The sequence below is a fragment of the Comamonas sp. 23 genome (assembly GCF_049601575.1).
GTDB lineage: Bacteria > Pseudomonadota > Gammaproteobacteria > Burkholderiales > Burkholderiaceae_C > Comamonas > Comamonas squillarum.
Map to the genome: position 1 here is coordinate 873,954 of NZ_CP187127.1, position 22,727 is coordinate 896,680.

The 22,727-nt window shown below is 64.8% G+C and carries 14 protein-coding genes and 1 pseudogene; 12 read left to right on the forward strand and 3 right to left on the reverse strand.

What is annotated here, in order from left to right:
• The first annotated feature begins 34 nt into the window (after positions 1-34).
• Positions 35-1,636, forward strand: coding sequence for a gamma-glutamyltransferase family protein (locus tag ACPEE1_RS03900; RefSeq protein ID WP_116926298.1), 1,602 nt, complete (start codon positions 35-37; stop codon positions 1,634-1,636).
• Positions 1,637-1,719: 83 nt separating this feature from the next.
• On the opposite strand, the gene ACPEE1_RS03905 is transcribed toward ACPEE1_RS03900, so the two are convergent.
• The gene (locus tag ACPEE1_RS03905; protein WP_423935273.1) at positions 1,720-2,571 is read right to left on the reverse strand and encodes a DMT family transporter; all 852 of its coding nucleotides are present in this window, start codon (positions 2,569-2,571) and stop codon (positions 1,720-1,722) included.
• A 563-nt stretch (positions 2,572-3,134) separates the two neighbouring features.
• Between ACPEE1_RS03905 and ACPEE1_RS03910 the strand changes: the two genes are divergently transcribed.
• The 5 genes from ACPEE1_RS03910 to ACPEE1_RS03930 all read left to right on the forward strand — a co-directional run bounded on the left by ACPEE1_RS03910 (position 3,135) and on the right by ACPEE1_RS03930 (position 7,354).
• Complete coding sequence (locus tag ACPEE1_RS03910; RefSeq protein ID WP_116926299.1) at positions 3,135-4,085, forward strand: siderophore ABC transporter substrate-binding protein; 951 nt, start codon at positions 3,135-3,137, stop codon at positions 4,083-4,085.
• Between the two features lie 37 nt (positions 4,086-4,122).
• The gene (locus ACPEE1_RS03915) at positions 4,123-5,154 is read left to right on the forward strand and encodes an ABC transporter permease (protein WP_116926300.1); all 1,032 of its coding nucleotides are present in this window, start codon (positions 4,123-4,125) and stop codon (positions 5,152-5,154) included.
• A 1-nt stretch (position 5,155) separates the two neighbouring features.
• A complete protein-coding gene (locus ACPEE1_RS03920) occupies positions 5,156-6,163 on the forward strand; it encodes an iron chelate uptake ABC transporter family permease subunit (RefSeq protein WP_423935276.1) in 1,008 nt (335 codons plus the stop codon).
• Positions 6,164-6,178: 15 nt separating this feature from the next.
• Positions 6,179-6,934 (forward strand): ABC transporter ATP-binding protein, encoded by a 756-nt coding sequence (locus ACPEE1_RS03925; protein WP_260718269.1) that lies wholly within the window; start codon positions 6,179-6,181, stop codon positions 6,932-6,934.
• 72 nt (positions 6,935-7,006) lie between these two features.
• Positions 7,007-7,354, forward strand: coding sequence for an FHA domain-containing protein (locus ACPEE1_RS03930; protein WP_116926303.1), 348 nt, complete (start codon positions 7,007-7,009; stop codon positions 7,352-7,354).
• Positions 7,355-7,390: 36 nt separating this feature from the next.
• Here ACPEE1_RS03930 and queA read toward each other — a convergent pair whose 3' ends face one another.
• A complete protein-coding gene (queA, locus tag ACPEE1_RS03935; RefSeq protein ID WP_182343754.1) occupies positions 7,391-8,536 on the reverse strand; it encodes a tRNA preQ1(34) S-adenosylmethionine ribosyltransferase-isomerase QueA in 1,146 nt (381 codons plus the stop codon).
• Positions 8,537-8,715: 179 nt separating this feature from the next.
• Between queA and ACPEE1_RS03940 the strand changes: the two genes are divergently transcribed.
• The 6 genes and pseudogenes from ACPEE1_RS03940 to ACPEE1_RS03965 all read left to right on the forward strand — a co-directional run bounded on the left by ACPEE1_RS03940 (position 8,716) and on the right by ACPEE1_RS03965 (position 21,170).
• Entirely contained in the window at positions 8,716-10,251 is a 1,536-nt protein-coding gene (locus ACPEE1_RS03940; RefSeq protein ID WP_232539460.1) for a glycine betaine ABC transporter substrate-binding protein, read from the forward strand.
• Between the two features lie 87 nt (positions 10,252-10,338).
• Positions 10,339-12,561, forward strand: a complete 2,223-nt coding sequence (gene recG / locus ACPEE1_RS03945; RefSeq protein WP_423935279.1) for an ATP-dependent DNA helicase RecG — start codon at positions 10,339-10,341, stop codon at positions 12,559-12,561.
• 502 nt (positions 12,562-13,063) lie between these two features.
• Complete coding sequence (locus tag ACPEE1_RS03950) at positions 13,064-14,032, forward strand: LysR substrate-binding domain-containing protein (protein WP_021028298.1); 969 nt, start codon at positions 13,064-13,066, stop codon at positions 14,030-14,032.
• Between the two features lie 574 nt (positions 14,033-14,606).
• Positions 14,607-14,984 (forward strand): annotated as a pseudogene (locus ACPEE1_RS03955) (phosphatase PAP2 family protein); the annotation flags it as partial.
• 87 nt (positions 14,985-15,071) lie between these two features.
• Complete coding sequence (gene ubiA / locus ACPEE1_RS03960; RefSeq protein WP_423936384.1) at positions 15,072-15,956, forward strand: 4-hydroxybenzoate octaprenyltransferase; 885 nt, start codon at positions 15,072-15,074, stop codon at positions 15,954-15,956.
• A 129-nt stretch (positions 15,957-16,085) separates the two neighbouring features.
• Positions 16,086-21,170, forward strand: coding sequence for an ExeM/NucH family extracellular endonuclease (locus ACPEE1_RS03965; protein WP_423935281.1), 5,085 nt, complete (start codon positions 16,086-16,088; stop codon positions 21,168-21,170).
• 253 nt (positions 21,171-21,423) lie between these two features.
• Here the strand turns inward: ACPEE1_RS03965 and ACPEE1_RS03970 are convergent, their stop codons facing one another.
• Complete coding sequence (locus ACPEE1_RS03970) at positions 21,424-22,704, reverse strand: aspartate carbamoyltransferase (protein WP_021028302.1); 1,281 nt, start codon at positions 22,702-22,704, stop codon at positions 21,424-21,426.
• Positions 22,705-22,727 lie beyond the last annotated feature (23 nt).

Consider the following 22,727-nt stretch of genomic DNA (forward strand, 5'->3'; position numbering starts at 1 on the left):
GCTGCCATCTCGTTTGCATTCAGAAAGACAAGACATGACCACCGTGAAAGACTGGGCCCAGCCCTATGCCTCGCAGCGCTCGCCCATCCTGGGCCGCAATGTGGTGAGCACCTCGCAACCGCTGGCCGCGCAAGCGGGCCTGCGCATGCTGCAAGCGGGCGGCAATGCGGTGGATGCGGCGCTGGCCGCGGCGATGACCTTGACGGTGGTGGAGCCCACGGGTTGCGGCATTGGCAGCGATGCCTTCGCGATTGTCTGGGACGGCCAGGAGCTGCATGGCCTGAACGCATCGGGCCGCGCGCCAGCGGGCTGGACGCCGGAGTACTTTGACAAGCTCGGCGGTATCCCTGAAAAAGGCTGGAATGCGGTCACCGTGCCCGGTGCGGTCTCGGGCTGGGTGGAGCTGTCCAGACGCTTTGGCAAGCTGCCTTTTGCGCAAGTGGCGCAACCGGCGATCGACTATGCGCGCCATGGCTTTGCGGTGTCGCCGACGATTGCCAAGCTCTGGGCGCTGGGCCTGGCCAAGCTGGGCGACCAGCCCGGTTTCAAGGAATGCTTTGCGCCGGGCGGCCAGGCACCGCAGGCGGGCAACTGGTTCCAGAGCGAGGCGCATGCCCGCACCCTGGAAGAGATTGCCGAGACCCTGGGCGAATCCTTTTACCGGGGTGCGCTGGCGCAAAAGATGGCGGCCCACAGCCAGGCCAACGGCGGCGTGATGACAGCCGAGGACCTGGCCGCCCACCGCTGCGACTGGGTGGGCACGGTGGCCCAGCCCTTTGGCGACTCGGTGGTGCATGAGATCCCGCCCAATGGCCAGGGCATTGCCGCGCTGATTGCGCTGGGCCTGCTCGATGCCATTGGCATTGGCGACCAGCCGCTGGACAGCGCGGAGACCGTGCACCTGCAGATCGAGGCAATGAAGCTGGCGCTGGCCGACCTGGCCCAGTACAACGCCGATATCGACCATATGCGCGTCCACCCCCAGCAAGACCTGCTGAACCCGGCCTACCTGGCCGAACGCGCCCAGCTGATCGACCGCAGCAAGGCCAGCGTTGCCCGCTATGGCGCGCCCAAGCCGGGCGGCACCGTCTACCTGACGGCCTGCGACGAGAGCGGCATGATGGTGTCCTTCATCCAGTCCAACTACATGGGTTTTGGCTCGGGTGTGGTCGTGCCGGGCACCGGCATCAGCCTGCAAAACCGGGGGGCGGGCTTTACCACCGAGGCGGGGCACGCCAACCAGGTGGCGCCGGGCAAGCGCCCCTCGCACACCATCATCCCCGCCTTTGCGATGCATGCCGATGGCTCGCCGCAGATGGCCTTTGGCGTGATGGGCGGCCCGATGCAAAGCCAGGGCCATGTGCAGATGGCCGTGCGCGTGCTGCGCTATGGCCAGAACCCGCAAGCCGCTGCAGACGCACCGCGCTGGCGCGTGACCGGTGGCAACCAGGTCTCCGTCGAGCTGGGCTTTGACCCACAGGTGATTGCCGCGCTGCGTGCGCTGGGCCATGAGGTGACCATCGAAGAAGGCCATGGCGTGTTCGCCTTTGGCGGTGCGCAGCTGATTGTGCGTGAAGGCGGGCACTATGCGGCCGGCTCCGATCCGCGCAAGGACGGCCAGGCGGTCGCCTACTGACGCGCAAGCGGAACCAACACACCCAGGGCGCCACCGAACAGGTTTCGGTGGCGCTTTTTTTCGTCTCTATGTGGCTGCGGGCATTAACGTGATTCGCGCACCGACAGCCAGGCGCTGAGCGCGCCGCCCAGCGCAATCGCGACCATGCCCAGCACCGCCCAGTGGTCGGGGATATGGCCGTACAGCAGCCAACCCGAGAACACGGCAAAGGGGATCTGGCTGTAGAGAAAGGGCGATATCGTGGCCGGCTTGGCATGCTCATAGGCCTTGAGCAGCATCAGGTGGCCAATGGTACTGCCCACACCCATGGCCAGCGCCGCCAGCCACAGGGCGGTGGTGGTCGGCATCTGCCAGAACCAGGGCAGGCTGGCGCTGGTCAGCACCAGCGCCAGCAAGCTGGTGTAGATCTGGGTGGTGACGGGGCGCTCTCTGCCGGCCATCTGGCTGCTGACGACCTGGTAGGCGGTGTTGGCTGCCAGCTGCAGCGCCGGCCAGATGAGTGCGCCGCCGCTGAAATTGGCGCTGCCCGGGCGGATGATGACCACCGTGCCCAGAAAGCCCATGGCCACCAGCACCCAGCGCAGCGGGCTGACGGGCTGCTTGAGCCAGAGCGCTGCCACCAGCGTCATCGCCAGCGGCGTCATCGCGACGACGGCCGTGAACTCAGCCAGCGGCAGGTAGCGCAGGCTCATCATTGCGCAGGCATTGCTGCTGCAAAACAGCGCAGCGCGCGCAATCTGAAAGCGCGGGTGCGTGGTGTGGAATACGCTGCGGCCATACTGGTAGACACCCCAGCCGACGGTGAACACCGATTGCAGCATGTAGCGCAGCCACAGCGCCATCAACAGCGGCAGCAGCGCGCCCGCGTATTTGGAGCCGGTATCGAGCAGGCAGAAACAGGCGCAGGCCAGCACCGTGAGCACGATGCCGGTCAAAGCCGAGCCTTCACCAGGGCGGCGCGGGGGCGGGGTGTGGGTTGTTTCGGGCAGGCGGGCGGCGCTGTCCGCGGCAAGGGCAGGGGGGCTTATCAGGCCTTTGCCGGGTGGGGCAGAGGCAGTGGCAGGGGCTGTCGGGGGAGTCACGCGGGCAGGGGCACCATGCGGCGGCCGGTCTCCTGCGGAGTCGAAGGGCTGGCTTGGTGTGGCTCCATTGTAGAAAGCGGATGTCCGCTGGGGGCCCCGGCGTGGCGCTGTGGCTGCAGTTTTTGCGCCCCACTGTCCGATCAGGGACAGTCCGGCGGCTGCTTGATCGTTCCGCGGGTTTGTACCCGCCTTGAACCGAGGGGAACAAAACAGCGTGTTACCATTCAAATGAGAACGATTCGCAAATGTGTCAGTTGTGTAAAGCCTCCGGGCGCAGCAGCTTGGCAGGCATCAGGCGATATCTCCATTCCATCAACCGCTGGGGCTCAGCGTGCGGGCGCAAGAAAAACAGTAGCGATACGGTCTTGGGTCGGGTGCATGCAGGGGCTGCCGGCTTTCCAACCAAAGGATGTTCCATGTCGCGCTCCGCTCGCTCCACCGTCAACCGCCGCCAGTCGCTGCTGCAACTGGGTGCCTTGGTGACCCTGCCCTGGGCGGCAGGCGCCGCACTGGCGCAGCAGACCCTGACGGTGCAGCAAGCGGGCGGCCCGGTGCAGATCCCGGTCAAGCCCAAGACCATCCTGGTGTTTGACCTGGCCGCGCTCGACTGCCTGCGCGCACTGGGCGCCGAGGTCAAGGGCGTACCCGAAGTCGTGAAGTTCCCGCCGGTGCTGGAGCAATACGCCAGCAAGGACTACACCCGCATCGGCAGCCTGTTCGAGCCCAACTACGAGGTGGTCAAGGGCCTCAAGCCCGATGTGATCGTCGCCGGTGGCCGCTCGGCCGCCAAGGTGGCCGAGCTGGCCAAGATTGCGCCGACCTTGGACCTGACGGTGGACAACACCCAGCCGGTGGCCAGCGCTTTCAAGCATTTGAAGATCCTGGGCGAGATGGTCGGCAACGAAGCCCAGGCCCAGACCTTGATGGCCGCGATGCAGGCCGATATCGACAAGCTCAAGGGCCTGACGGCCAACAAGGGCGCCGGCCTGATGGTGATGACCAATGGCGGCAAGCTCAGCGCCTATGGCCCGGGCTCGCGCTTTGGCATGCTGCACGATGTCTATGGCATTCCCGCCGCCAACAAGGACATCAAGGTGGCTGGCCATGGCCAGGCGATCTCGTTCGAGTTCATCCTCAAGACCAACCCGGACTGGCTGTTTGTGCTGGACCGCGATGCCGCCATTGGCCGCGAAGGCGCATCGGCCGCCAAGCTGCTGGACAACCCCCTGGTCAACGCCACCAAGGCGGCCAAGAAAAAGCAGATCGTCTACCTGAACTCGGCCAACTGGTACCTGCTGGGCAATGCCAGCCCCGGCTCGTTGCATGACGATGTGACGCAGCTGATCAACGCGTTCTCCAAGGCCTGATTGGCGTGCTGAGCCAGCCCCCGTTGCGAGCCACAGCATGACGACCTTGACCGACCAAGCGCCACGCGGCGGGCGCAGCCCTGCGCTGCGTGCGCTGGCCTTTGCACTGCCCGCCGTCGCGGCTCTGGCCTTGCTGGCCTTTGTCAGCCTGCTGGTGGGCGTCAGCGATGTGTCGGTGACGACCTTGCTGCGCCTGTTCTCCCACAACGACGATGACCTGGCCACCCAGGTGCTGGTGGCCAGCCGCGTGCCCCGCACGCTGGCACTGCTGCTGGCCGGCAGCGCGATGGCGGTGGCCGGCCTGCTGATGCAGATGCTGGCGCGCAACCACTATGTCGAGCCTACGACCATGGGCACGGCCGAATCGGCCGGTATGGGCATGCTGATCGGCATCCTGTGGTGGCCCGATATGCCGGTGTTCGGCAAGATGGGTCTGGCGGCGGTGTTTGCACTGGCGGGTACGGCCCTGTTCCTGGCGGTGCTCAGCCGCATACGGCTGCGCTCGGCGCTGATCGTGCCGTTGGTGGGCCTCGTGCTGTCGGGCGTGATCGAATCGGCCACCACTTTTATCGCCTACCGCTTTGACCTGATGCAGGCGGCGCGCTCCTGGATGACGGCTGATTTCTCGGCCATCGTGCAGGGCCGCTATGAAATGCTCTGGCTGTCGCTGGGCATCACGGCGCTGGCGATGCTGGCGGCAGACCGCTTCACGGTGGCCGGCATGGGCCAGGACTTCGCCACCAACCTGGGCCTCAACTACAAGCGCCTGGTGGCGCAGGGCGTGCTGGTGGTGGCGGTTGTCACCGCGTCGGTGATCGTCACTGTCGGCATCATTCCCTTTGTCGGCCTGATCGTGCCCAACCTGGTGCGCCTGGTGGTGGGCGACAACGTGCGCAAATCCGTGCTCTGGGTCGCCTGGGCGGGGGCCTTGATGGCGCTGGCCTGCGACCTGATCGGGCGCGTGGTCATCGCCCCGTACGAGATACCGATCGGCACCGTGATGGGGGTGCTGGGCAGTGCGATGTTCCTGGCGCTGCTGCTGTCGCGCCGCAAGCGCATGGGAGGCTGAGATGAATACGTTGTCTACCTCGCCTGCCGCAGCGGCGCCTGCCACCGCACCCGTGTCCTGGCTGGGCACCCCGGCGCGGCGTCTGTGGCTGCTGCTGGCCTTGGCGCTGCTCGCCAGCCTGTACTTTATGACCAGCCAGGTGCAGGCCGAGTGGAGCTTTGTGCTGCCCCTGCGCGGCAAGAAGCTGGCGACCATGTGGACAGTGGCCTTTGCCATCGGCGTCTCCACCGTGCTGTTCCAGACGGTGACCAACAACCGCATCCTGACGCCGGCGGTGATGGGCTTTGACGCGCTGTTCCAGCTGATCCAGTCGGTGCTGGCCTTTACGTTGGGCGCAGCGGCCATGCAGATTCCGGAGCTCTCGCGCTTTGGCATGAATGTGGGGCTGATGGTGCTGCTGTCGACGAGCCTGTTTGTCTGGCTGTTCCGGGGCCAGGCCAGCAACCTGCATTTGCTGCTGCTGGTGGGCATTGTCGCGGGTATCTTTTTTCGCAGCCTCAACAACTTTGTCTGGCGCGTGATGGACCCCAATGAGTTCACTGTGCTGCAAGACCGCTTGTTTGCGAACTTCAACACGGTCTCGCTTCCCTTGCTGCTGCTGTCGCTGCCGGCGATTGCACTGGTGGGCATCTGGGTCTGGCGCCAGCGCCACATGCTCGACGTGCTGGCGCTGGGGCGCGAGGTGGCCGTCAACCTGGGCGTGAACTACCAGCGCGCGGTGATGGGCGTCTTGGTGGTGGTGGCCATTTTGGTGTCCATCTCGACCGCGCTGGTCGGGCCGGTGACCTTTTTTGGCCTGCTGGTGAGCAACATGGCCTACCAGCTGATGCACAGCCACCAGCACCGCTACACCTTGGCCGGCTCGGTGCTGCTGGGCGGCTTGTTGCTGGTGGGCGGGCAGATGGTGCTCGAGCGCCTGTTTGGCTTCAACACCTCGCTGTCCATCGTGGTGGAGTTCCTGGGCGGACTGACCTTTATCTATCTTTTAGTGCGCAAGGCCAAGAGCTGAGCGCAGCGACCAGCCATGATTGAAACCGACAAGCTGCGCAAGACCCATGGCACCACGACGGTGCTGCATGACCTGAGCCTGCGCATTCCCCAAGGGCGGCTGACGGCCATCATCGGGCCCAATGGCGCGGGCAAATCGACGGCACTGTCGCTCATCAGCCGGCTGATGCCGATGACCTCGGGCACGGTGCGCATCGAGGGCCAAGACATCACGACCACCGCCAGCGATGCGCTGGCGCGGGTGATGGCGATCTTGCGCCAGGACAACCAAAGCGCTCTGCGCCTGACGGTGCGTGACCTGGTGGCCTTTGGCCGCTTTCCGCATTCCAAGGGCCGGCTGACCGAAGAGGACCGCGTGCATGTGGATGCGGCGCTGAACTACTTGAAGCTCCAGCCGCTGGCAGAGCGCTTTCTCGACGAGCTCTCGGGGGGCCAGCGCCAGCGCGCCTATATCGCCATGGTGCTGTGCCAGAACACGCGCTACATTCTGTTTGACGAGCCGCTCAACAACCTGGACATGGCCCATGCCGTGGGCATGATGAAGCTGCTGCGCCAGGCGGTGCAGGATGCCGGTAAGACCGTGGTGGTCGTGCTGCACGACATCAACTTTGCCGCCAGCTATGCCGACCACATCATCGCGATGAAGGGCGGTGCGCTGTACTGCGAAGGCCCGCCCGAGCTGGTCGTGCGCGACGAAGTGCTCAGCGACCTCTATGAAATCCCCGTGCAGGTGCATGAGGTGGGTGGCCGGCGCTTTTGCGACTATTTCTGAATTGCGCCTTGGTTTGGTAGATTGGCGGCGGCGCATGCCACCTTGCAACGGCAACCACAGAAGGCACCTGCGATGGCAAAAGATATTCTGGTCAAGGACAAGAAGCGACTGAGCCTGCACACCTGGAGCGTGGAGGAGGGCTTCTCGACCATTGGCCGCGACCCCGGCAGCCGCTTTATGCTGGACCACCCCAGTGTGAGCCGCAGTCACGGCGCGTTTTTTCTGCGCGAACGCGCCGGCGTGCTGACCATCGAGGACCATGGCAGTACCAACGGCACCTTGGTCAACGGCGTGCCGGTCAAACGCAAGATTCTCTTCGCCGGCGATGTGGTGCAGATCGGCGATTTCCAGCTCTATATCCTGCAGGGATCGGCCGCGCAGGGGCAGCCCGGGCCTGCGCTGGGCAGTGGCCGGGCTTGAGTCGGCCTGGGCCCGGCTGGAGCCTGGCCGTGGGCGTCAGAACGCAGCAGGCGGCTGCTCGGTGGCCGCGTCGGCCGCGGCCGGCTCCTTTTGGCGCTGCAGCAGCATCGAGTCACCATAGCTGAAGAAGCGGTACTGCTGCGCAATCGCGTGCTGGTACAGGCCCATGATGTGCTCGTAGCCGGCAAAGGCGCTGACCAGCATCATCAGGCTGCTCTTGGGCAGGTGGAAGTTGGTGACCAGCATGTCGACCACGCGGAACGGGAAGCCGGGCGTGATGAAGATATTGGTGTCGTCCGAGAGCTGGCCGGTGCGGGCCCAGGACTCCAGGGTGCGCACCGTGGTGGTGCCTACCGCGATGACCCGGCCACCGCGCAGGCGGCAACGCTCCAGCGCCGCCAGGGTGGGCAGTGGAATGTTGTACCACTCGCTGTGCATCTGGTGGTCTTTGAGGTTCTCGGTCTTGACCGGCTGGAAAGTGCCTGCGCCCACATGCAAGGTGACGCTGGCGCGCTCCACGCCCTTGGCCTCCAGGGCAGCCAGCACCTTCTCGTCAAAGTGCAGCGCGGCGGTGGGGGCGGCCACGGCGCCGGGGTTCTTGGCAAACACGGTCTGGTAGCGCTGCTCGTCCTCGGCCTGGTTGGGATCCTGGCCGGTCTGCTGCTCGCGCTCTATATAAGGGGGCAGGGGGATGTGGCCGTGCTGCTGCATCAGCTCCCAGGGCGATTCGCCGTTGGGGCCGCTCAGGCGCAGGCGAAACAGTGCGCCCATCTCGTTGGGCCAGCGGCCCAGCAAGGTGGCGTCAAAGCCGCCGGCCTTCTTGCCGCCCATCATGTGCAGCACGCCGCCCACGGCCGGCTTTTTGCTGACCTTCATGTGCGCGACGACTTCGTTGTCCTGCAGCACGCGCTCGATCAGCAGCTCGATCTTGCCGCCGCTGGACTTCTCGCCAAAGATGCGCGCCTTGATCACCTCGGTGTCGTTGAAGACCAACAGATCACCGGCCTGCAGCAGATTGGGCAGCTCGTGGAAGCGGCGGTCCACCAGGCCGGGCTCGCGCGCATCCAGCAGGCGGGAGCCGCTGCGCTCGGCAGCCGGGTGTTGGGCAATCAGTGCTTCGGGTAGCTCGAAATCGAAATCGCTCAGTTGAAAAGTGCGGCGGACACCGGAGAAGGCAGTCATCGTTGGCTCATGCAGGCGGAACACACCCGCAGCTCACAGGGATCAAAACAAGGGGGCGATTGTGCCACTGTGGCAGAGGCGCAGCAGGCTGCGCGGGCTTGGGGCCGTTGGTGGTGGCCTCCTACGTGGCTGGGCGATGCGCTTGCTATAGTGGCCCGATGCAACGTCTTTGCCACTTGATGACCTTAGCGCTGGTCTGGGTTCTGGGCATCCTCGCGGCACCGGCTGCCGGGGCCGCGCAGGAGGAGAGCCTGCGCGTGGGCTCCAAGCGTTTTACCGAATCCTATGTGCTGGCCGAGATCATGGCCCAGCAGGCCCAGGCCGCTGGCGTCCAGACCCAGGTACGCCAGGGCCTGGGCAATACTGCCATCGTCTACGAGGCGCTGCGCTCCGGCCAGATCGATGTCTATGCCGAGTACAGCGGCACCATTGCGCTGGAGATTGCCAAGCATGCCAAGGGTAGCGACCTGGCGTCGCTGAACGAAGCGCTGGCGCCGCTGGGCCTGGCGGTGGGTGTGCCCTTGGGCTTTAACGACGGCTATGCGCTGGCGATGCGCCGCAAGCAGGCCGAGGAGCTGGGCATCCGAAGCTTGAGCGACCTGGCGCGCCACAGTCAGCTGCGCTATGGCCTGTCCAACGAATTCATTGGCCGGGGTGACGGCTGGCCGGGCCTGGCCCAGCGCTACCGCCTGCAGGCCAAGCCCCAGGGGCTGGACCATGGCCTCGCTTATGAGGCCATCACGCAGCAGCACATCGATGTGATGGATATCTACACCACCGATGCCAAGATCGACCATTTGGGCCTCTTGGTGCTGGAGGACGACCTGGCGTACTTTCCGCGCTATGACGCGCTGCTGCTCTACCGCCAGGAGCTGCCCCAGCAAAAGCCGGTGGCCTGGGCCGCGCTGCAAAAGCTGCAGGGCCGGATCAGCGAAGAGGCGATGATCGGCATGAATGCCCAGGCGGAGCTGCAGGGCCAGGGCTTCGCCGAGATTGCCAAGCAGTTTCTGGCAGGTGGGGCGCCGCAAGCGGCTGGCGCTACCTCGGCCGATGCCAAAGCCGCTGGCCAGCCCAGTTTTGCTGCGCGGCTGTGGACGCGTCTGGTGGCCCCCGATCTGTGGCGGTTGACGGCGCAGCATCTGGCGCTGGTGCTCATTTCGGTAGGGGTGGCGGCGCTGATGGCGGTGCCCGCCGGCATTGTGCTGTTTCCGCATGCACGCTCGCGCGCGTTGGCGCTGGGCGCGGCTGGGGTGCTGCAGACAATTCCGTCGCTGGCGCTGCTGGCGGTGTTGATTGCCTGGTTTGGCGTGATCGGGCGGCTGCCGGCGCTGGTGGCACTGACGGCTTATTCGATCTTGCCGATTTTGAGCAACACCTGCGCGGGCTTGGCGGAGGTATCGCCGGGTTTGCGCAGCGCGGGCTCGGCCCTGGGCATGACACGGCCGCAGCGCATGCGCTGGGTGGAGCTGCCGATTGCAATGCCCACGGTGGTGGCGGGTATCCGCACCGCCTGCGCGATCGGCATTGGCACGGCCACGATTGCGGCTTTCATTGGCGCCGGCGGCCTGGGCGAGCGCATTGTGACCGGTCTGGCCTTGAACGACAGCGCGTTGATGATGGCTGGCGCCTTGCCCGCTGCGGCGCTGGCGCTGCTGTCTGAGCTGGTGTTCGAGCTCTGGGAGCGCTATCTGCGGCGCCGTCGCGTGCGGCGCTGATGCTGCGGGCGGCCTGCAGAGGCACTGTCTTTTTAACCAGTCGTGCGGCAAAGCATGCCAGAATGCAGCATTGCTGAAACTGCCTCCATGTCCGCTGCCACGCCCGCCAACTCCGCTGATGATGCCGCGCCCGCCAAGGGGCGTAAGCCTGGCCGGCCGCGCAAGGTAACGGGCGCGACGCCTGAGGTGGCGCCTGCAGCCAGCGCCGCCAAGAGTCCTGCCAAGAACCCGGCCCAGCAAGCGCTGACCAAGTTGGGGCTGACGCGCGACATCGATCTGGCCCTGCACCTGCCGCTGCGCTACGAGGACGAGACGCGCATCATTGCGCTGCGCAATGCGCGTGACGGCGAGGTCGCGCAGATCGAGGCGACGGTGGTGTCGGCCGATGTGCAGCTGCGCCCGCGCAGGCAGTTGGTGGTTCGGGTGGAGGACGCCCATGGCGACCCCTGCGAACTGCGCTTTTTCAGCTTCTACCCCTCGCACCAAAAGACCATGGCCGTGGGCACTACCTTGCGCATCCGTGGCGAGGTCAAGGGGGGCTTTTGGGGCCGGCAAATGCTGCATCCGGCCTTTCGCCTGGCCGGTGGCGAGCTGCCTCAGTCGCTGACGCCCGTCTATCCCACCACGGCAGGGCTGCCCCAGCCCTATCTGCGCCGCGCGGTGATCAGCGGCGTGCAGCGCGCCGACCTGAGCGAGACCCTGCCGCCCGGTGTGGACCTGCCCTACGCCCGCTACCAGGGTGAGGGCGGCCTGGGCCGGGCCTACACCTTGCGCGAGGCGCTACAGTTTTTGCACCACCCCACGCCCGATGTGGCGCTGGCAACGCTGGAGGACCATAGCCACCCGGCCTGGCAGCGCCTCAAGGCCGAAGAGCTGCTGGCCCAGCAGCTGTCGCAGCTGACGGCCAAGCGCGAGCGCGACCGCCTGCGCGCACCGGCGCTGGCGGCGCAGCGCATGGCTGATGGCAGCCTGAACCTGCATGAGCAGTTTCTGGCCGCGCTGCCCTTTGCGCTGACCGGGGCGCAGCGCCGGGTCTGCGAGGAAATCGCCCGCGACCTGGGGCGCAACATACCGATGCACCGCTTGCTGCAAGGCGATGTGGGCTCGGGCAAGACCATTGTGGCGGCGCTGTCGGCGGTGATCGCCATCGATGCGGGCTGGCAGTGCGCGCTGATGGCGCCCACCGAAATCCTGGCCGAGCAGCATTTTGCCAAGCTGGTGGGCTGGCTCGAGCCCCTGCTCGCGCCGCGCGGCCTCAAGGTGGCCTGGCTGGCCGGTGCGCAAAAGAAAAAACAGCGCACCGAGATGCTGGCCCTGGTCGAGAGCGGCGAGGCCGCGCTGGTGGTGGGCACGCATGCCGTCATCCAGGACCAGGTGCAGTTCCAAAAGCTGGGGCTGGCCGTCATCGACGAGCAGCACCGCTTTGGTGTGGCCCAGCGCCTGGCGCTGCGGCAAAAGCTGCTGTCCACCGGCATGGAGCCGCATATGCTGATGATGAGCGCCACGCCCATCCCGCGCACCTTGGCGATGAGCTATTACGCCGACCTGGATGTCTCCACCATCGATGAGCTGCCCCCGGGCCGCACGCCGGTGGTCACCAAGCTGATCAGCGACAGCCGGCGCGATGAGGTGGTCTCGCGCATTGCCGACCAGATTGCCCAGGGGCGCCAGGTCTACTGGGTCTGCCCCTTGATCGAGGAGAGCGAGGCGCTGGACCTGTCCAATGCCACTGCGACCCATACCGACCTGAGCGAGGCGCTGCCCGGGGTCATGGTGGGTCTCTTGCATTCGCGCATGCCGACCGCCGAGAAAAAAGCCGTCATGGCTTTGTTCAGCGAAGGCGTGATGGGCGTGCTGGTCTCCACCACGGTGATTGAGGTGGGCGTCGATGTGCCCAATGCCAGCCTGATGGTGATCGAACATGCCGAGCGTTTTGGCCTGAGCCAGCTGCACCAGCTGCGCGGGCGGGTGGGGCGAGGCGCTGCCGCATCGGCCTGTGTGCTGCTGTACGCGGTGGGGGACAACGGCAAACTGGGCGAAACGGCCAAAGAGCGCCTGCGGGCGATGGCCGAAACCTCGGATGGTTTCGAGATTGCCCGGCGCGATCTGGAAATCCGGGGGCCGGGCGAGTTTCTGGGCGCACGCCAGTCAGGCGCCCCGTTGCTGCGTTTTGCCGATCTGGAGGCCGACAAGCATTTGTTGGAATGGGCGCGGGAGCTGGCGCCGCATATGCTGGACCGCTGGCCGGATCTGGCGGCCAGCCATGTGCTGCGCTGGTTAGGCGGCAAGGCCGAGTACCTCAAAGCTTGAAAACGGGTACATAGCTACCAGTTACGCTGCATGGCAGCATTGCAAACAAGATTCAAAAGTTGCAAAAACACGACGAAATTTAGGTAAATATTGATTGATTCGTGCTATGAGTGCTGCGCAAAATGATGATGGTGTTGCGTGAATAGAGGATGTTAAACGTATCCTGTAACTGGATTTATGGCGTATCTCGGCGTCAAAAACCGCAAATATGTCTTATGAAACAGGGAGGTAGCGAAGCAAGTAGGTGCATGACTATGTAGCATTATGTAAATGCCGGCATCCATATTTACCTACGTGAGCGGTGAGCAAGCGCTTGCATTTGACGCATAATAGATTAATGCTATTTTTGTTGTCGCTCATTGGTACCCATGGTGCTCTGGAATAGAGTACAACTCATAGCTTGCGGTTCTGATGAAACACAGTGTGGCACTTTGTCCTCTTGGCGCTCTAGCCAGGCGGTGCACAGGCCATGCACAATACGCGATTCGCACTAAAAACTGACATGACACTTACAGAGCTCAAATATATTGTTGCTGTCGCCCGTGAAAGGCATTTCGGCCGCGCCGCTGATGCCTGCTACGTGTCGCAACCTACCTTGTCTGTCGCCATCAAAAAGCTGGAGGAAGAACTCGAGGTCAAGCTGTTTGAACGCAGTGCCTCGGAAGTGTCGGTCACCAGTCTGGGTGACCAGATCGTGCGCCAGGCGCAAATCGTGCTGGACCAGGCTGCCGCGATCAAGGAAATTGCCAAGCGCGGCAAGGACCCGCTCGCCGGTGTGCTGACCCTGGGTGTGATCTATACCATCGGCCCCTATCTGCTGCCCGAGCTGGTGCGCCAGTCGATCGAGCGCACGCCGCAGATGCCGTTGATGATCAACGAGAACATGACCGCCAAGCTGCTGGAAATGCTGCGTACCGGTGAGATCGACTGCGCCATCGTGGCCGAGCCCTTCCCCGATACCGGTCTGGCCATGGCACCGCTGTATGACGAGCCCTTCTTTGCGGCCGTGCCCAGCGTGCACCCGCTGGCTACGCGTGACAGCATCTCGGCCAGCGAGCTGAAGAACGAAACCATGCTGCTGTTGGGCGCTGGTCACTGCTTCCGTGACCATGTGCTCGAAGTCTGTCCCGAGTTCGCGCGCTACTCCAGCAACACCGAAGGCATCCGCCGCACCTTTGAAGGCTCGTCGCTCGAGACCATCAAGCACATGGTGGCTGCCGGCATGGGTGTGACCTTGGTGCCGCGTCTGTCGGTGCCCAAGGATGCGCTGGAAAAGGGTGTGCGCCGCCGCAAGTCGGACGAGACCCATATCCGTTACATTCCGCTGACCGACGAGATCAACGACGAAGCACCCAAGCGCCGCGTGGTGCTGGTGTGGCGCCGCAGCTTCACCCGCTACGAAGCCATTGCCGCGCTGCGCAATGCGATCTTTGCCTGCAACCTGCCAGGCGTGACCATGCTGCAAGCCTAAACCGCGCTGCACGGTTTCTTTTGGACCCCATGCATGGCATGCCTGCATGGGGTTTTGTATTTTCTGGGGTGTTGTAAACGTGTTGTCTGTGTTGTTGCCGCTTCGGTGGCTATCGTTGTTGGCGGCTGGCCGAGGCCTGTGGCGCCAGGGGCTGTGCTTGGTCGCGCTGGGGCTTTTCGGTGCTGAGCATGCGGTGGCCCAGAGCCGGGAGCTGGCTGGGGGATCGCGCATCTTCTTTCAGGCCTTGGCCATGCTGGATGCCTGGATGCCGGTGCTGCTCGCCGCCTGGTTGCTGGCAGGGGCGCTGGTTTGGCGCTGGCTGCCGCGCAGGCAGGCCGCCGTGCTGTATGCCACCAAGCGGCCAGTGGCGATGCCGCTGGGCGTGGCAGCGGGCTGCCTGCTGGTGTTTGCGATGCTCGCCTGGGTGGTGGTCTACCCGGAGCATGCCGGCCATGCCCGTTTGATGGCGGCCGATGCAGGGGCCCAGCAATGGGCGCAAGACCATGTCTCGGCGCCGGTGCGGGAGCTGCTGCATGTGCTGACCGCTGCGGGCGATGTGCGCTGGCTGGCGGTCATGGTGCTGCTGGTGGGGGGCTGGTTGGCGCTGGGCGCGCAGTGGCAGGCCTTGTGGGCCTGGGTGTTTTTCATCGGCCTCAATGGCCTGGCGGTGCGCCTGCTGAAAAACCTGCTGGACCGCGCCCGCCCCGAGGTACTCCATGAGATGCTGACATCGGGCGCCAGTTTTCCCAGTGGCCACACCTCGGGCGCTGTGGTGGTCTATGGCCTGCTGTGGCTGGCGCTGCGCGGCCGCCTCTCGCCGACGGCGAGCCGGGCCTTGGCCTGGGGCTGCGCTCTGCTGGTCGCCACTATTGCGCTCAGCCGCATCCTGCTGCAGGCGCACTTTGCCAGCGATGTGCTCGCTGGCGCGCTGCTGGGCCTGGCCTGGTGCGCGCTGGCGGCCCTGGTGCTGGGCGGGGCGAGCGCCAAAATTGACAAAGACAGGGCACAGGGTAGACCTGTGACGCTATGCTTGCCCCCTATGTCTGCTGCTGCCCATCCCTCCACCTCGCTGTCTGAGCGCTTTGCGCTGTACCTGGATCTGATCCGCTTCAACCGCCCTGCCGGCTGGCTGGTGCTGGTCTGGCCCACCTTGGTGGCGCTGTGGGCCGCGTCGGGAGGCTTTCCGGGCTGGCATCTGGTGCTGGTGTTTGTGCTGGGCACTTTTCTGATGCGCAGCGCCGGCTGCTGCATCAATGACATTGCCGACCGCAAGTTCGACCGCCATGTCAAACGCACGGCGCAGCGCCCCATCACCACCGGCAAGATTTCGGTGTTCGAGGCGGCGATGGTCGGCGTGGTGCTGACCCTGCTGTCGCTCGCGTTGGTGTTGACCACGCGCTGGGAAGCGGTGGCCTGGTCGGTGCCTGCGGTGCTGTTCACCATCCTCTACCCCTTTACCAAGCGTTTTTTTGCCATGCCCCAGGCTTTCTTGGGCATTGCCTTCAACTTTGGCGTGCTGATTGCGTTTGCCGCTGTGCAAGGCCAGGTGCCGTTGATGGCCTGGCTCTTGTGGCTGGCCAATATGTGCATGGTGCTGGCCTATGACACCGAGTACGCGATGGTCGACCGCGACGACGATCTGAAAATTGGCATGAAGACCTCGGCCATCACCTTGGGCCGTTTTGATGTCGCCGCCATCATGGCTTTCTTTGTGGTCTGCCTGGGCCTGACGGTGCTGGCGCTGGCACCCTTGCAGCTGGCCTGGCCCTGGTGGCTGGGCGTGGCTGTAGCCGCCGCGCAGATGCTGTGGCACTACAGCCTGATCCGCCAGCGCACGCGCGAAGGCTGTTTTACCGCCTTCAGCAAAAGCCACTGGATCGGTGTGAGCCTGTTTGCTGGCGTGGCGCTTGCCTTTGCAATGTGACCTGGTTGTGACCGGGTGGTGACAAGGGCGGCGATGTCGGTTTTTGGGAACGCTTACAGTTTCTGACACGGAGCTTTCATCGCCAGCGGCGACAAAGAGAGGTTGTTTGCCACTTCCTCCTTAGCTGCCATGTTTGCTCTTCGCTCCATTTCCTCTGCATGCCGCGCCAGCGTGCGTGCATCCCAAGGCCTGTCGCTGGCCGCTGCCTTGCTGCTGGCTGCCAGCGTGCTGCCCGCTTCTGCCCAGACCACGCTTGCCGCTGGCGAAGTGGCGGTGGTCGGTTTTGCGTCGGATACGCCCGATGCCGTCAGCCTGGTGCTGCTGCGCAACATCGAAGCGGGCACCGAGATCCGTGTGACCGACAACGGCTGGACCAATGCCGGCGCGTTTCGCAGCGGCGAGGGTGTGCTGGTGTGGCAAGCGACGGAGGACCTGCCTGCGGGCACCATCGTCAAGATCGGCGCCGCAGATACCAAGACCCCCACGGCCAACTACGGTAGCGTTACCGCCACGGGCAGCTTCAACTTGGCCGCTGTTGGTGACAGCGTGCTGGTCTACCAGGGCTCTGAGGCCACCCCACGGTTCCTGTATGCGCTCAACAATGTGACCGCTGGCACCTGGGACAGCAACGCCAGCAACTCCAATACCTCGGCCTTGCCACCTGGCTTGGTCAATGGCGGCACGGCCATTGCGCTGGTCAAGCAAAACAATTTTGCGTATGACGGCGCCAAGGGCGTCACCGAAGGCACGGCCGCAGAGCTGCTGTCGGCCATCAGCACCGCTGCCAACTGGACGGGCAACGGCACGGCGCCCACGGCGATGACCGTGGTGGATCCGGATGCCGGCGAGACCGCGACCTTCACCCCGCTGCCCACGACCACGGCCGGCAGCTCGGACGCCTCCGCCGGCATTGCACTCGACGCCAGCTACATGGTGGTGGGTGACGACGAAGGCAATGTGCTGCGCGTCTACCCCCGTGGTGGCGGTGTGGCGATCAAGGAATGGGAATTTGGCAGCCTGCTGGGGCTGACCAAGGAGTTGGACCTGGAGGCCGGCACGCGCATCGGCAACACGCTGTATTTCACCGGCTCGCACAGCAACAAGTCTGATGGCAGCGAGGCGGATAACCGCGAGCACCTGTTTGCGGCGGATGTGTCGGGCACCGGCGCCAACACGGAATTTACCTTCAAGGGCTCGTACGGTGGTCTGGAGACGCAGCTGACCACCTGGGACCGCACCAATGCCCATGGCAAGGGCGCCAACTACTACGGCTTTGTGGCCTCGTCGGCTGACAAGGTGCCACCCGAGTCGGCTGCAGGTTTCTCGATCGAAGGCATGGCGGCCACCGCTGACGGCCAGCTGCTGCTGGGCTTCCGCGCGCCGCTGGCCAGCGCCCAGCTGCGCAACCGCGCGTTGATCATCCCGGTCACCAACCCGGCAGCCATGGTGGCGGGCACTGCGCCTGTGCTGGGCGCGCCCATCGAGCTGAACCTGGGCGGGCGCGGCATTCGCGACATGCAGCGTACCGATGACGGCAAGTTCCTGATCCTGGCCGGCCCTCCGGGCAAGGCCGATCCGGCTGTCAACACCAACTTTGCATTCTTTGTCTGGAATGGCCCGGGCACCAGCGACGTGCAGCAACTGGACAACGTACTGGACAACCTGCTGCGCACCACCGGTGGCAGCTTTGAGACCCTGGTCAGCCCCACCAGCACCGCACAAGGCACCACCGTGCAGCTGCTGCAGGACAATGGCGACACCATCTGGCCGGGCAAGGGCTCAGTCTCCAAGGACCTGCCTTTTGCAGACCAGCAGTTCCAGGGCAATACCGTCAAGCTCGGCGGCCCCGTCGCTGCCGACACCACCGCCCCCGTGCTGCAAAGCACCAGCCCCCTGCAAAACGCCGTGGAAGTGGGCAAGACGGCCGTGGTGCGCTTGCAGTTCAGCGAAACGGTGCAGCGCGGCAGCGGCAGCCTCTCGCTGCTGGAAGACGGTGCCGTGATCGCTACCGTGCCGATGACCGATGCGCAAGTGGCCATCAATGGCAGCGCGCTGAGCTTTACGCGCAGCGGCGGCTACCAGCCGGGCAAGCGCTACAGCCTGGTGCTGCCCGCCGGGGCGGTGCAGGACATGGCCGGCAACGCCTTGGCCGCGGAGCAGACGCTGAGCTTTACCGTCAGCAGCGCGGTGGCAGCCACGGCCAAGGTGCTGATCTCCGAGGTCAACTCCAATGCCGACGGCGGCGATTTCTTTGAGCTGTTCAACTACGGCACCAGCCCCGTGGATCTGAGCGGCTGGGGCTGGACTGACAGCAGCGGCGCGGTGCCCAGCGCCTTCCCCGCCGGCACCAGCTTGGCAGCGGGCGCACGTCTGGTGGTGCTCAATGAGACCACACCCGATGCCTTCCGTACCGCCTGGGGCTTGCAGGCCAGCACACCCGTCATCCTGGTCGCCGGACAAGGCCTGGGCAAGGGCGATGCCGTCTTGGTGTACGACGCCAATGGCTACGTGGCGGCCGCCATGAACTACGGCAGCAAGGCGCTGACGGCGACCGATGGCTCGACCGTGGCTCCTGCGAAGAACCCCAGCGGCACAGCCGTTTCCACCAGCGACCACGCCGGTGCGGCGGTGCGCAATGCGGGCACCACGGTCGGCAATGGTGTGTCGGCGGTATGGGATGGCAAGTCCACGTCCGAGCCGCGCTATACCGCTGCTGCGGTCGGCGTGCTCGACGGCTTTGCCCAGCCCTCGACGCCTGCCAATATCGGCTCGCCCGGTTTGGCGCAGAACCTGGCACCGGTGGCCACCACCCCGATCTCTGCGGTGCAGGGCGCAGGTGATGCCTCGCCCCTGGTGGGCCAGAGCGTGACGGTGCGCGGCATTGTGACCGCGTACCTGCCTGACCTCAGTGGCTTCTATATCCAGTCGCTGCCCGAAGACGACGACAACAATGTCGCCACCTCCGAGGCGGTGTTTGTCTACTACGGCAGCACGCCAATTGCCGGTCAGGGCGCCGACAGCGTGGGCCAGGCCGTGCAACTGACCGCCACGGTCAGCGAGTACAAGGGCCTGACCCAGCTGGGCGGCAGCATCCTGAACTTCAGCGTGCTCAATGGCGGCGCCAAGCAGGCGCTGCCTGCGCTGGTGGAGCTGAGCCTGCCCATGCCCGCCTATGCCAACTGGGAGCGCTACGAAGGCATGCGCGTGCGCATCACCGGCAGCACCGGCCCACTGGTCGTGACGGACAACTACTACCTGGGCCGCTATGGCATGGTCACGCTGAGTGACAAGGAAAAGCTGGTGCAGTACACCGAGCTGAATGCGCCCGACATCAATGGCAACAAGGCCTATCTGGAGACGGTCAAGCGCAGCCAGATCATTCTGGACGATGGCAGCAGCAAGCAAAACCCGGCCACCGTGCTGGGCCGCAATGGCCAGGACCTGAGCGCCAGCAACAGCTTGCGTGCGGGAGACAGCACGCCAGCGATTGAAGGCATTCTGGACCACTTCATCGATACGGCTGCGGGCGAGCACCAGACCAGCTACCGGGTGCAGCCGCTGCAAAAGCCGGTCTTCAGCGGTGCCGCGCGCCCCACGGTGGCCGACCTGCAGCAAGCGGTGGGCAGCCCGACGGTCAAGATCGCTTCGGCCAACGTGCTGAATTTCTTCAGCACCCTGGGCACGGCTAAATTTACCAACCCCTACGGCGATTCGCTCGAAGGCCGGGGTGCGGACAATGCCGAGGAACTGACGCGCCAGACCGACAAGATCGTCAGCAATCTGCTGGGGCTGGATGCCGACGTCTACGGCCTGATGGAAATCCAGAACAACGGCTTTGAGACCACCAGCGCCTTGGCGGCGCTGACCCGGGCCCTCAACGCCCAGCATGGCAGCGATGTCTATGACTACGTGAAGGGGCCCTTCCATGCCGGTGGCGGCAAAACGGCAGTCGCTGCAGGCCATGATGCGATCACTGTCGCGGTCATCTACCGCAAGGACCGTGTGACCCCCGTGGGTGTGCCGGCCGTGCCCGATGAGGCGCAGTACGATGCCTTCAACGCCACCTATGGCAACCGCGTGCCCCTGGCCCAGACCTTCGAGAAGACGCTCGCTGGCGGCGGCAAGGACCAGTTCACCGTGGTGGTCAACCACTTGAAGTCCAAGGGAAGTGTCAACGATCCCGACATCGGCGACGGCCAGGGCGCCAACAACCAGTCGCGCAAGCGTGCCGTCGAGCAGCTGCAAGCCTGGCTGCAAGGCAACCCGACGCAAGCGGGCAATGGCAAGAATGTGCTGATGGGTGACTTCAACGCCTATGCCAAGGAAGACCCGATCTCCTTCCTGGAAGGCCATGGCTACCAGAAGCTGGGCGCGGGGCAGTACTCGTACAGCTTCCAGACGCTGTGGGGCTCGCTCGACCATGTGCTGGTCAGCTCGGCGCTCTCCAGCCAGGTGGGAAATGTGGTCAAGTGGCAGATCAATGCGGAAGAGCCGCCGGTCATCGACTACAACACCAACTTCAAGAGCGCCGCGCAAGTCACCTCGTTCTACGCGGCCGATGCCTACCGCTCCAGCGACCACAACCCGATCGTGCTGGGCCTGAACCTGGAAGGCACGCCCGTCGACCCCGATCCGGAGCAGAACTTTGAGGTCGAGCTGCCCGCTGCTGGCGGTGGCGGCAGCGCTGCGGTGCAGTGGACCAGCGCGGACGCCTGCCGCCTGGCGCAAGCGCCGGTCGCTGTTTCGGCTGCCTCGCTGGGCGCCTTGCCCCAAGGCCTGAGCGTTCCCTACGGCGCCCTGCAGTGGACGGCCACGGGCTGCGCGATGGGCGGCAATGGCACGATGAGCATCAGCTACCCCGCAGCCCTGCCCGCCAACGCCAAGTACTGGAAGTTCGGTCCCACCAAGGCCAACACCACGCCGCATTGGTACAACCTGCCATCGGCCGTGAACGGCAATACGCTGACCGTGCAGATCGTCGATGGTGGTGATGGGGATGACGACATGGTCGCCAACGGCCAGATCGCCGATCCCGGTGGTGCTGGCTGGCTGGCCGATGTGCCGGTTGACCCAGGCACTCCCGTCGACCCGGGCACGCCTGGCGCAGGCAGCGCTGTGCCGGTGCCGGCCTTGGGTCTGTGGAGCCTGCTGAGCCTGAGCGGCTTGCTGGGTCTGCTCGCTGCGGGCCGGCGCCGCCTCGGTCTGGGCCGCTAAGCGCAACCAGCCCTTGCGGCTCAGGGCCGCAGGGGCCTGACACTTCTGTCCAGGACTTGCTTGCAAGTCCTTTTTTCATGCCGGGCTGAGCGTAGTGGAGAGACGAAAAATGCACTACACGCAGACAAAAAAGCGGCCATCGATAGATGGCCGCTAACACTGGAGTCGCAGGAAAAAAACGTTAATTCTTTCGAAGCAAGTAGTGGGCGCTTCGAAAAAATGTCTCAAATCATGGTGTTGTGTAAGGCAGAGTTTAATCCAAAGTATCAAACACTGCATCATCCGGGCCTACAAAAGCCGGAGAACGCCAGGTGACATCGCGCAAATTGCGGGCAATCTGGCTCTCGACACCCATCAAAACGGCAAACAAAGCCATGCGCACAGGGATGCCATTGTCGGTCTGGCGGAAGATGGCCAGGCGCGGGTCCAGGTTCAGATCGGTGGACAGATCGTTGGCGCCGGCGCGGGCATCGCGCGGCAGCGGGTGCATGATGATGGTGTCGGGCTTGCAGACCGCATCGACCAGCGATTTCTGCACCTGGAACTCGGGCGTATAGCCCTCGATGTTCTCACCGGCAAAGCGCTCTTTCTGGATGCGCGTGGCGTAGACCACATCGGCGCCCTTGAGGTCTTGCAGCGAGGTCGAGACCTCCACCACATGGCCATTGGTCGAGGCCAGCTCGATCAGGTAGGCGGGCATCTCCAGCGAGCTGGGCGAGATCAGCGTGAACTTCATGCCCTTGTACAGCGACAGCAGGCGGATCAGCGAATGCACGGTGCGGCCGTACTTCAGATCGCCCACCATCGCGATATGGGCGCCATCCATCAGCTTGCCCAGGCGCGAGAACTCACGCTGGATGGTGTACATGTCCAAGATCGCCTGGCTGGGGTGCTCGCCGGGGCCGTCGCCGGCATTGATCACAGGGATGTTCGTCGCGCGTGCGAACTCGGCCACCGAGCCTTGCTCGGGGTGGCGGATGACGAGCGCATCGACATAGCCGGCCATCACGCGGCTGGTGTCATAGATGGATTCGCCCTTGGCCATCGACGAGAAGGTAAAGCCGGTGGTGTCGCAGACCGAGCCGCCCAGGCGGCTGAAGGCGGCGCCAAAGCTCACGCGGGTGCGGGTGCTGGCTTCAAAGAACAGGCTGCCCATGACGGCGCCTTCGAGCACGCGGCAGACCTTGTGGCGGCGCGCAATGGGCTGCATCACATCGGCGATGCGGAACAATTCTTCCAGGCTTTCGCGCTCGAGCTGGGCCACCGACAGCAGCTGTGGCCGGCCATCGGCCGACATGCGCTCGGCCAGCGGGCGGTGGTGCTTCTGGGCGTCGTGTCCCTCGGCTTCGCGAAACAGGATCTCGGAGACAAACTTCTGCGCCATATCTGGCATGGCGCGGGCTTCGCCCGAGGCCTCGGGCAACAGCCAGGTGTCCAAGGTGCGGCGGCGCACGCCCAGGCGCTCGGCAAAAGCGTCGCGCGTCAAGTTCAAACGGCGCATTGCGTCGCGAAGAAAATCCTGTTGGCTGTCCATGACCTGGCTCCGTGCAAAGGTGT

Excerpts from the sequence above, each read along its gene's own strand:
- recG (WP_423935279.1), top strand. The coding sequence starts at position 10,339 with ATGTCCGCTGCCACGCCCGCCAACTCCGCTGATGATGCCGCGCCCGCC.
- ACPEE1_RS03910 (WP_116926299.1), top strand. The coding sequence starts at position 3,135 with ATGTCGCGCTCCGCTCGCTCCACCGTCAACCGCCGCCAGTCGCTGCTG.
- ACPEE1_RS03920 (WP_423935276.1), top strand. The coding sequence starts at position 5,156 with ATGAATACGTTGTCTACCTCGCCTGCCGCAGCGGCGCCTGCCACCGCA.
- queA (WP_182343754.1), bottom strand. The coding sequence starts at position 8,536 with ATGACTGCCTTCTCCGGTGTCCGCCGCACTTTTCAACTGAGCGATTTC.
- ubiA (WP_423936384.1), top strand. The coding sequence starts at position 15,072 with ATGTCTGCTGCTGCCCATCCCTCCACCTCGCTGTCTGAGCGCTTTGCG.
- ACPEE1_RS03915 (WP_116926300.1), top strand. The coding sequence starts at position 4,123 with ATGACGACCTTGACCGACCAAGCGCCACGCGGCGGGCGCAGCCCTGCG.
- ACPEE1_RS03970 (WP_021028302.1), bottom strand. The coding sequence starts at position 22,704 with ATGGACAGCCAACAGGATTTTCTTCGCGACGCAATGCGCCGTTTGAAC.
- ACPEE1_RS03950 (WP_021028298.1), top strand. The coding sequence starts at position 13,064 with ATGACACTTACAGAGCTCAAATATATTGTTGCTGTCGCCCGTGAAAGG.
- ACPEE1_RS03925 (WP_260718269.1), top strand. The coding sequence starts at position 6,179 with ATGATTGAAACCGACAAGCTGCGCAAGACCCATGGCACCACGACGGTG.
- ACPEE1_RS03900 (WP_116926298.1), top strand. The coding sequence starts at position 35 with ATGACCACCGTGAAAGACTGGGCCCAGCCCTATGCCTCGCAGCGCTCG.
- ACPEE1_RS03930 (WP_116926303.1), top strand. The coding sequence starts at position 7,007 with ATGGCAAAAGATATTCTGGTCAAGGACAAGAAGCGACTGAGCCTGCAC.
- ACPEE1_RS03940 (WP_232539460.1), top strand. The coding sequence starts at position 8,716 with ATGACCTTAGCGCTGGTCTGGGTTCTGGGCATCCTCGCGGCACCGGCT.
- ACPEE1_RS03965 (WP_423935281.1), top strand. The coding sequence starts at position 16,086 with ATGTTTGCTCTTCGCTCCATTTCCTCTGCATGCCGCGCCAGCGTGCGT.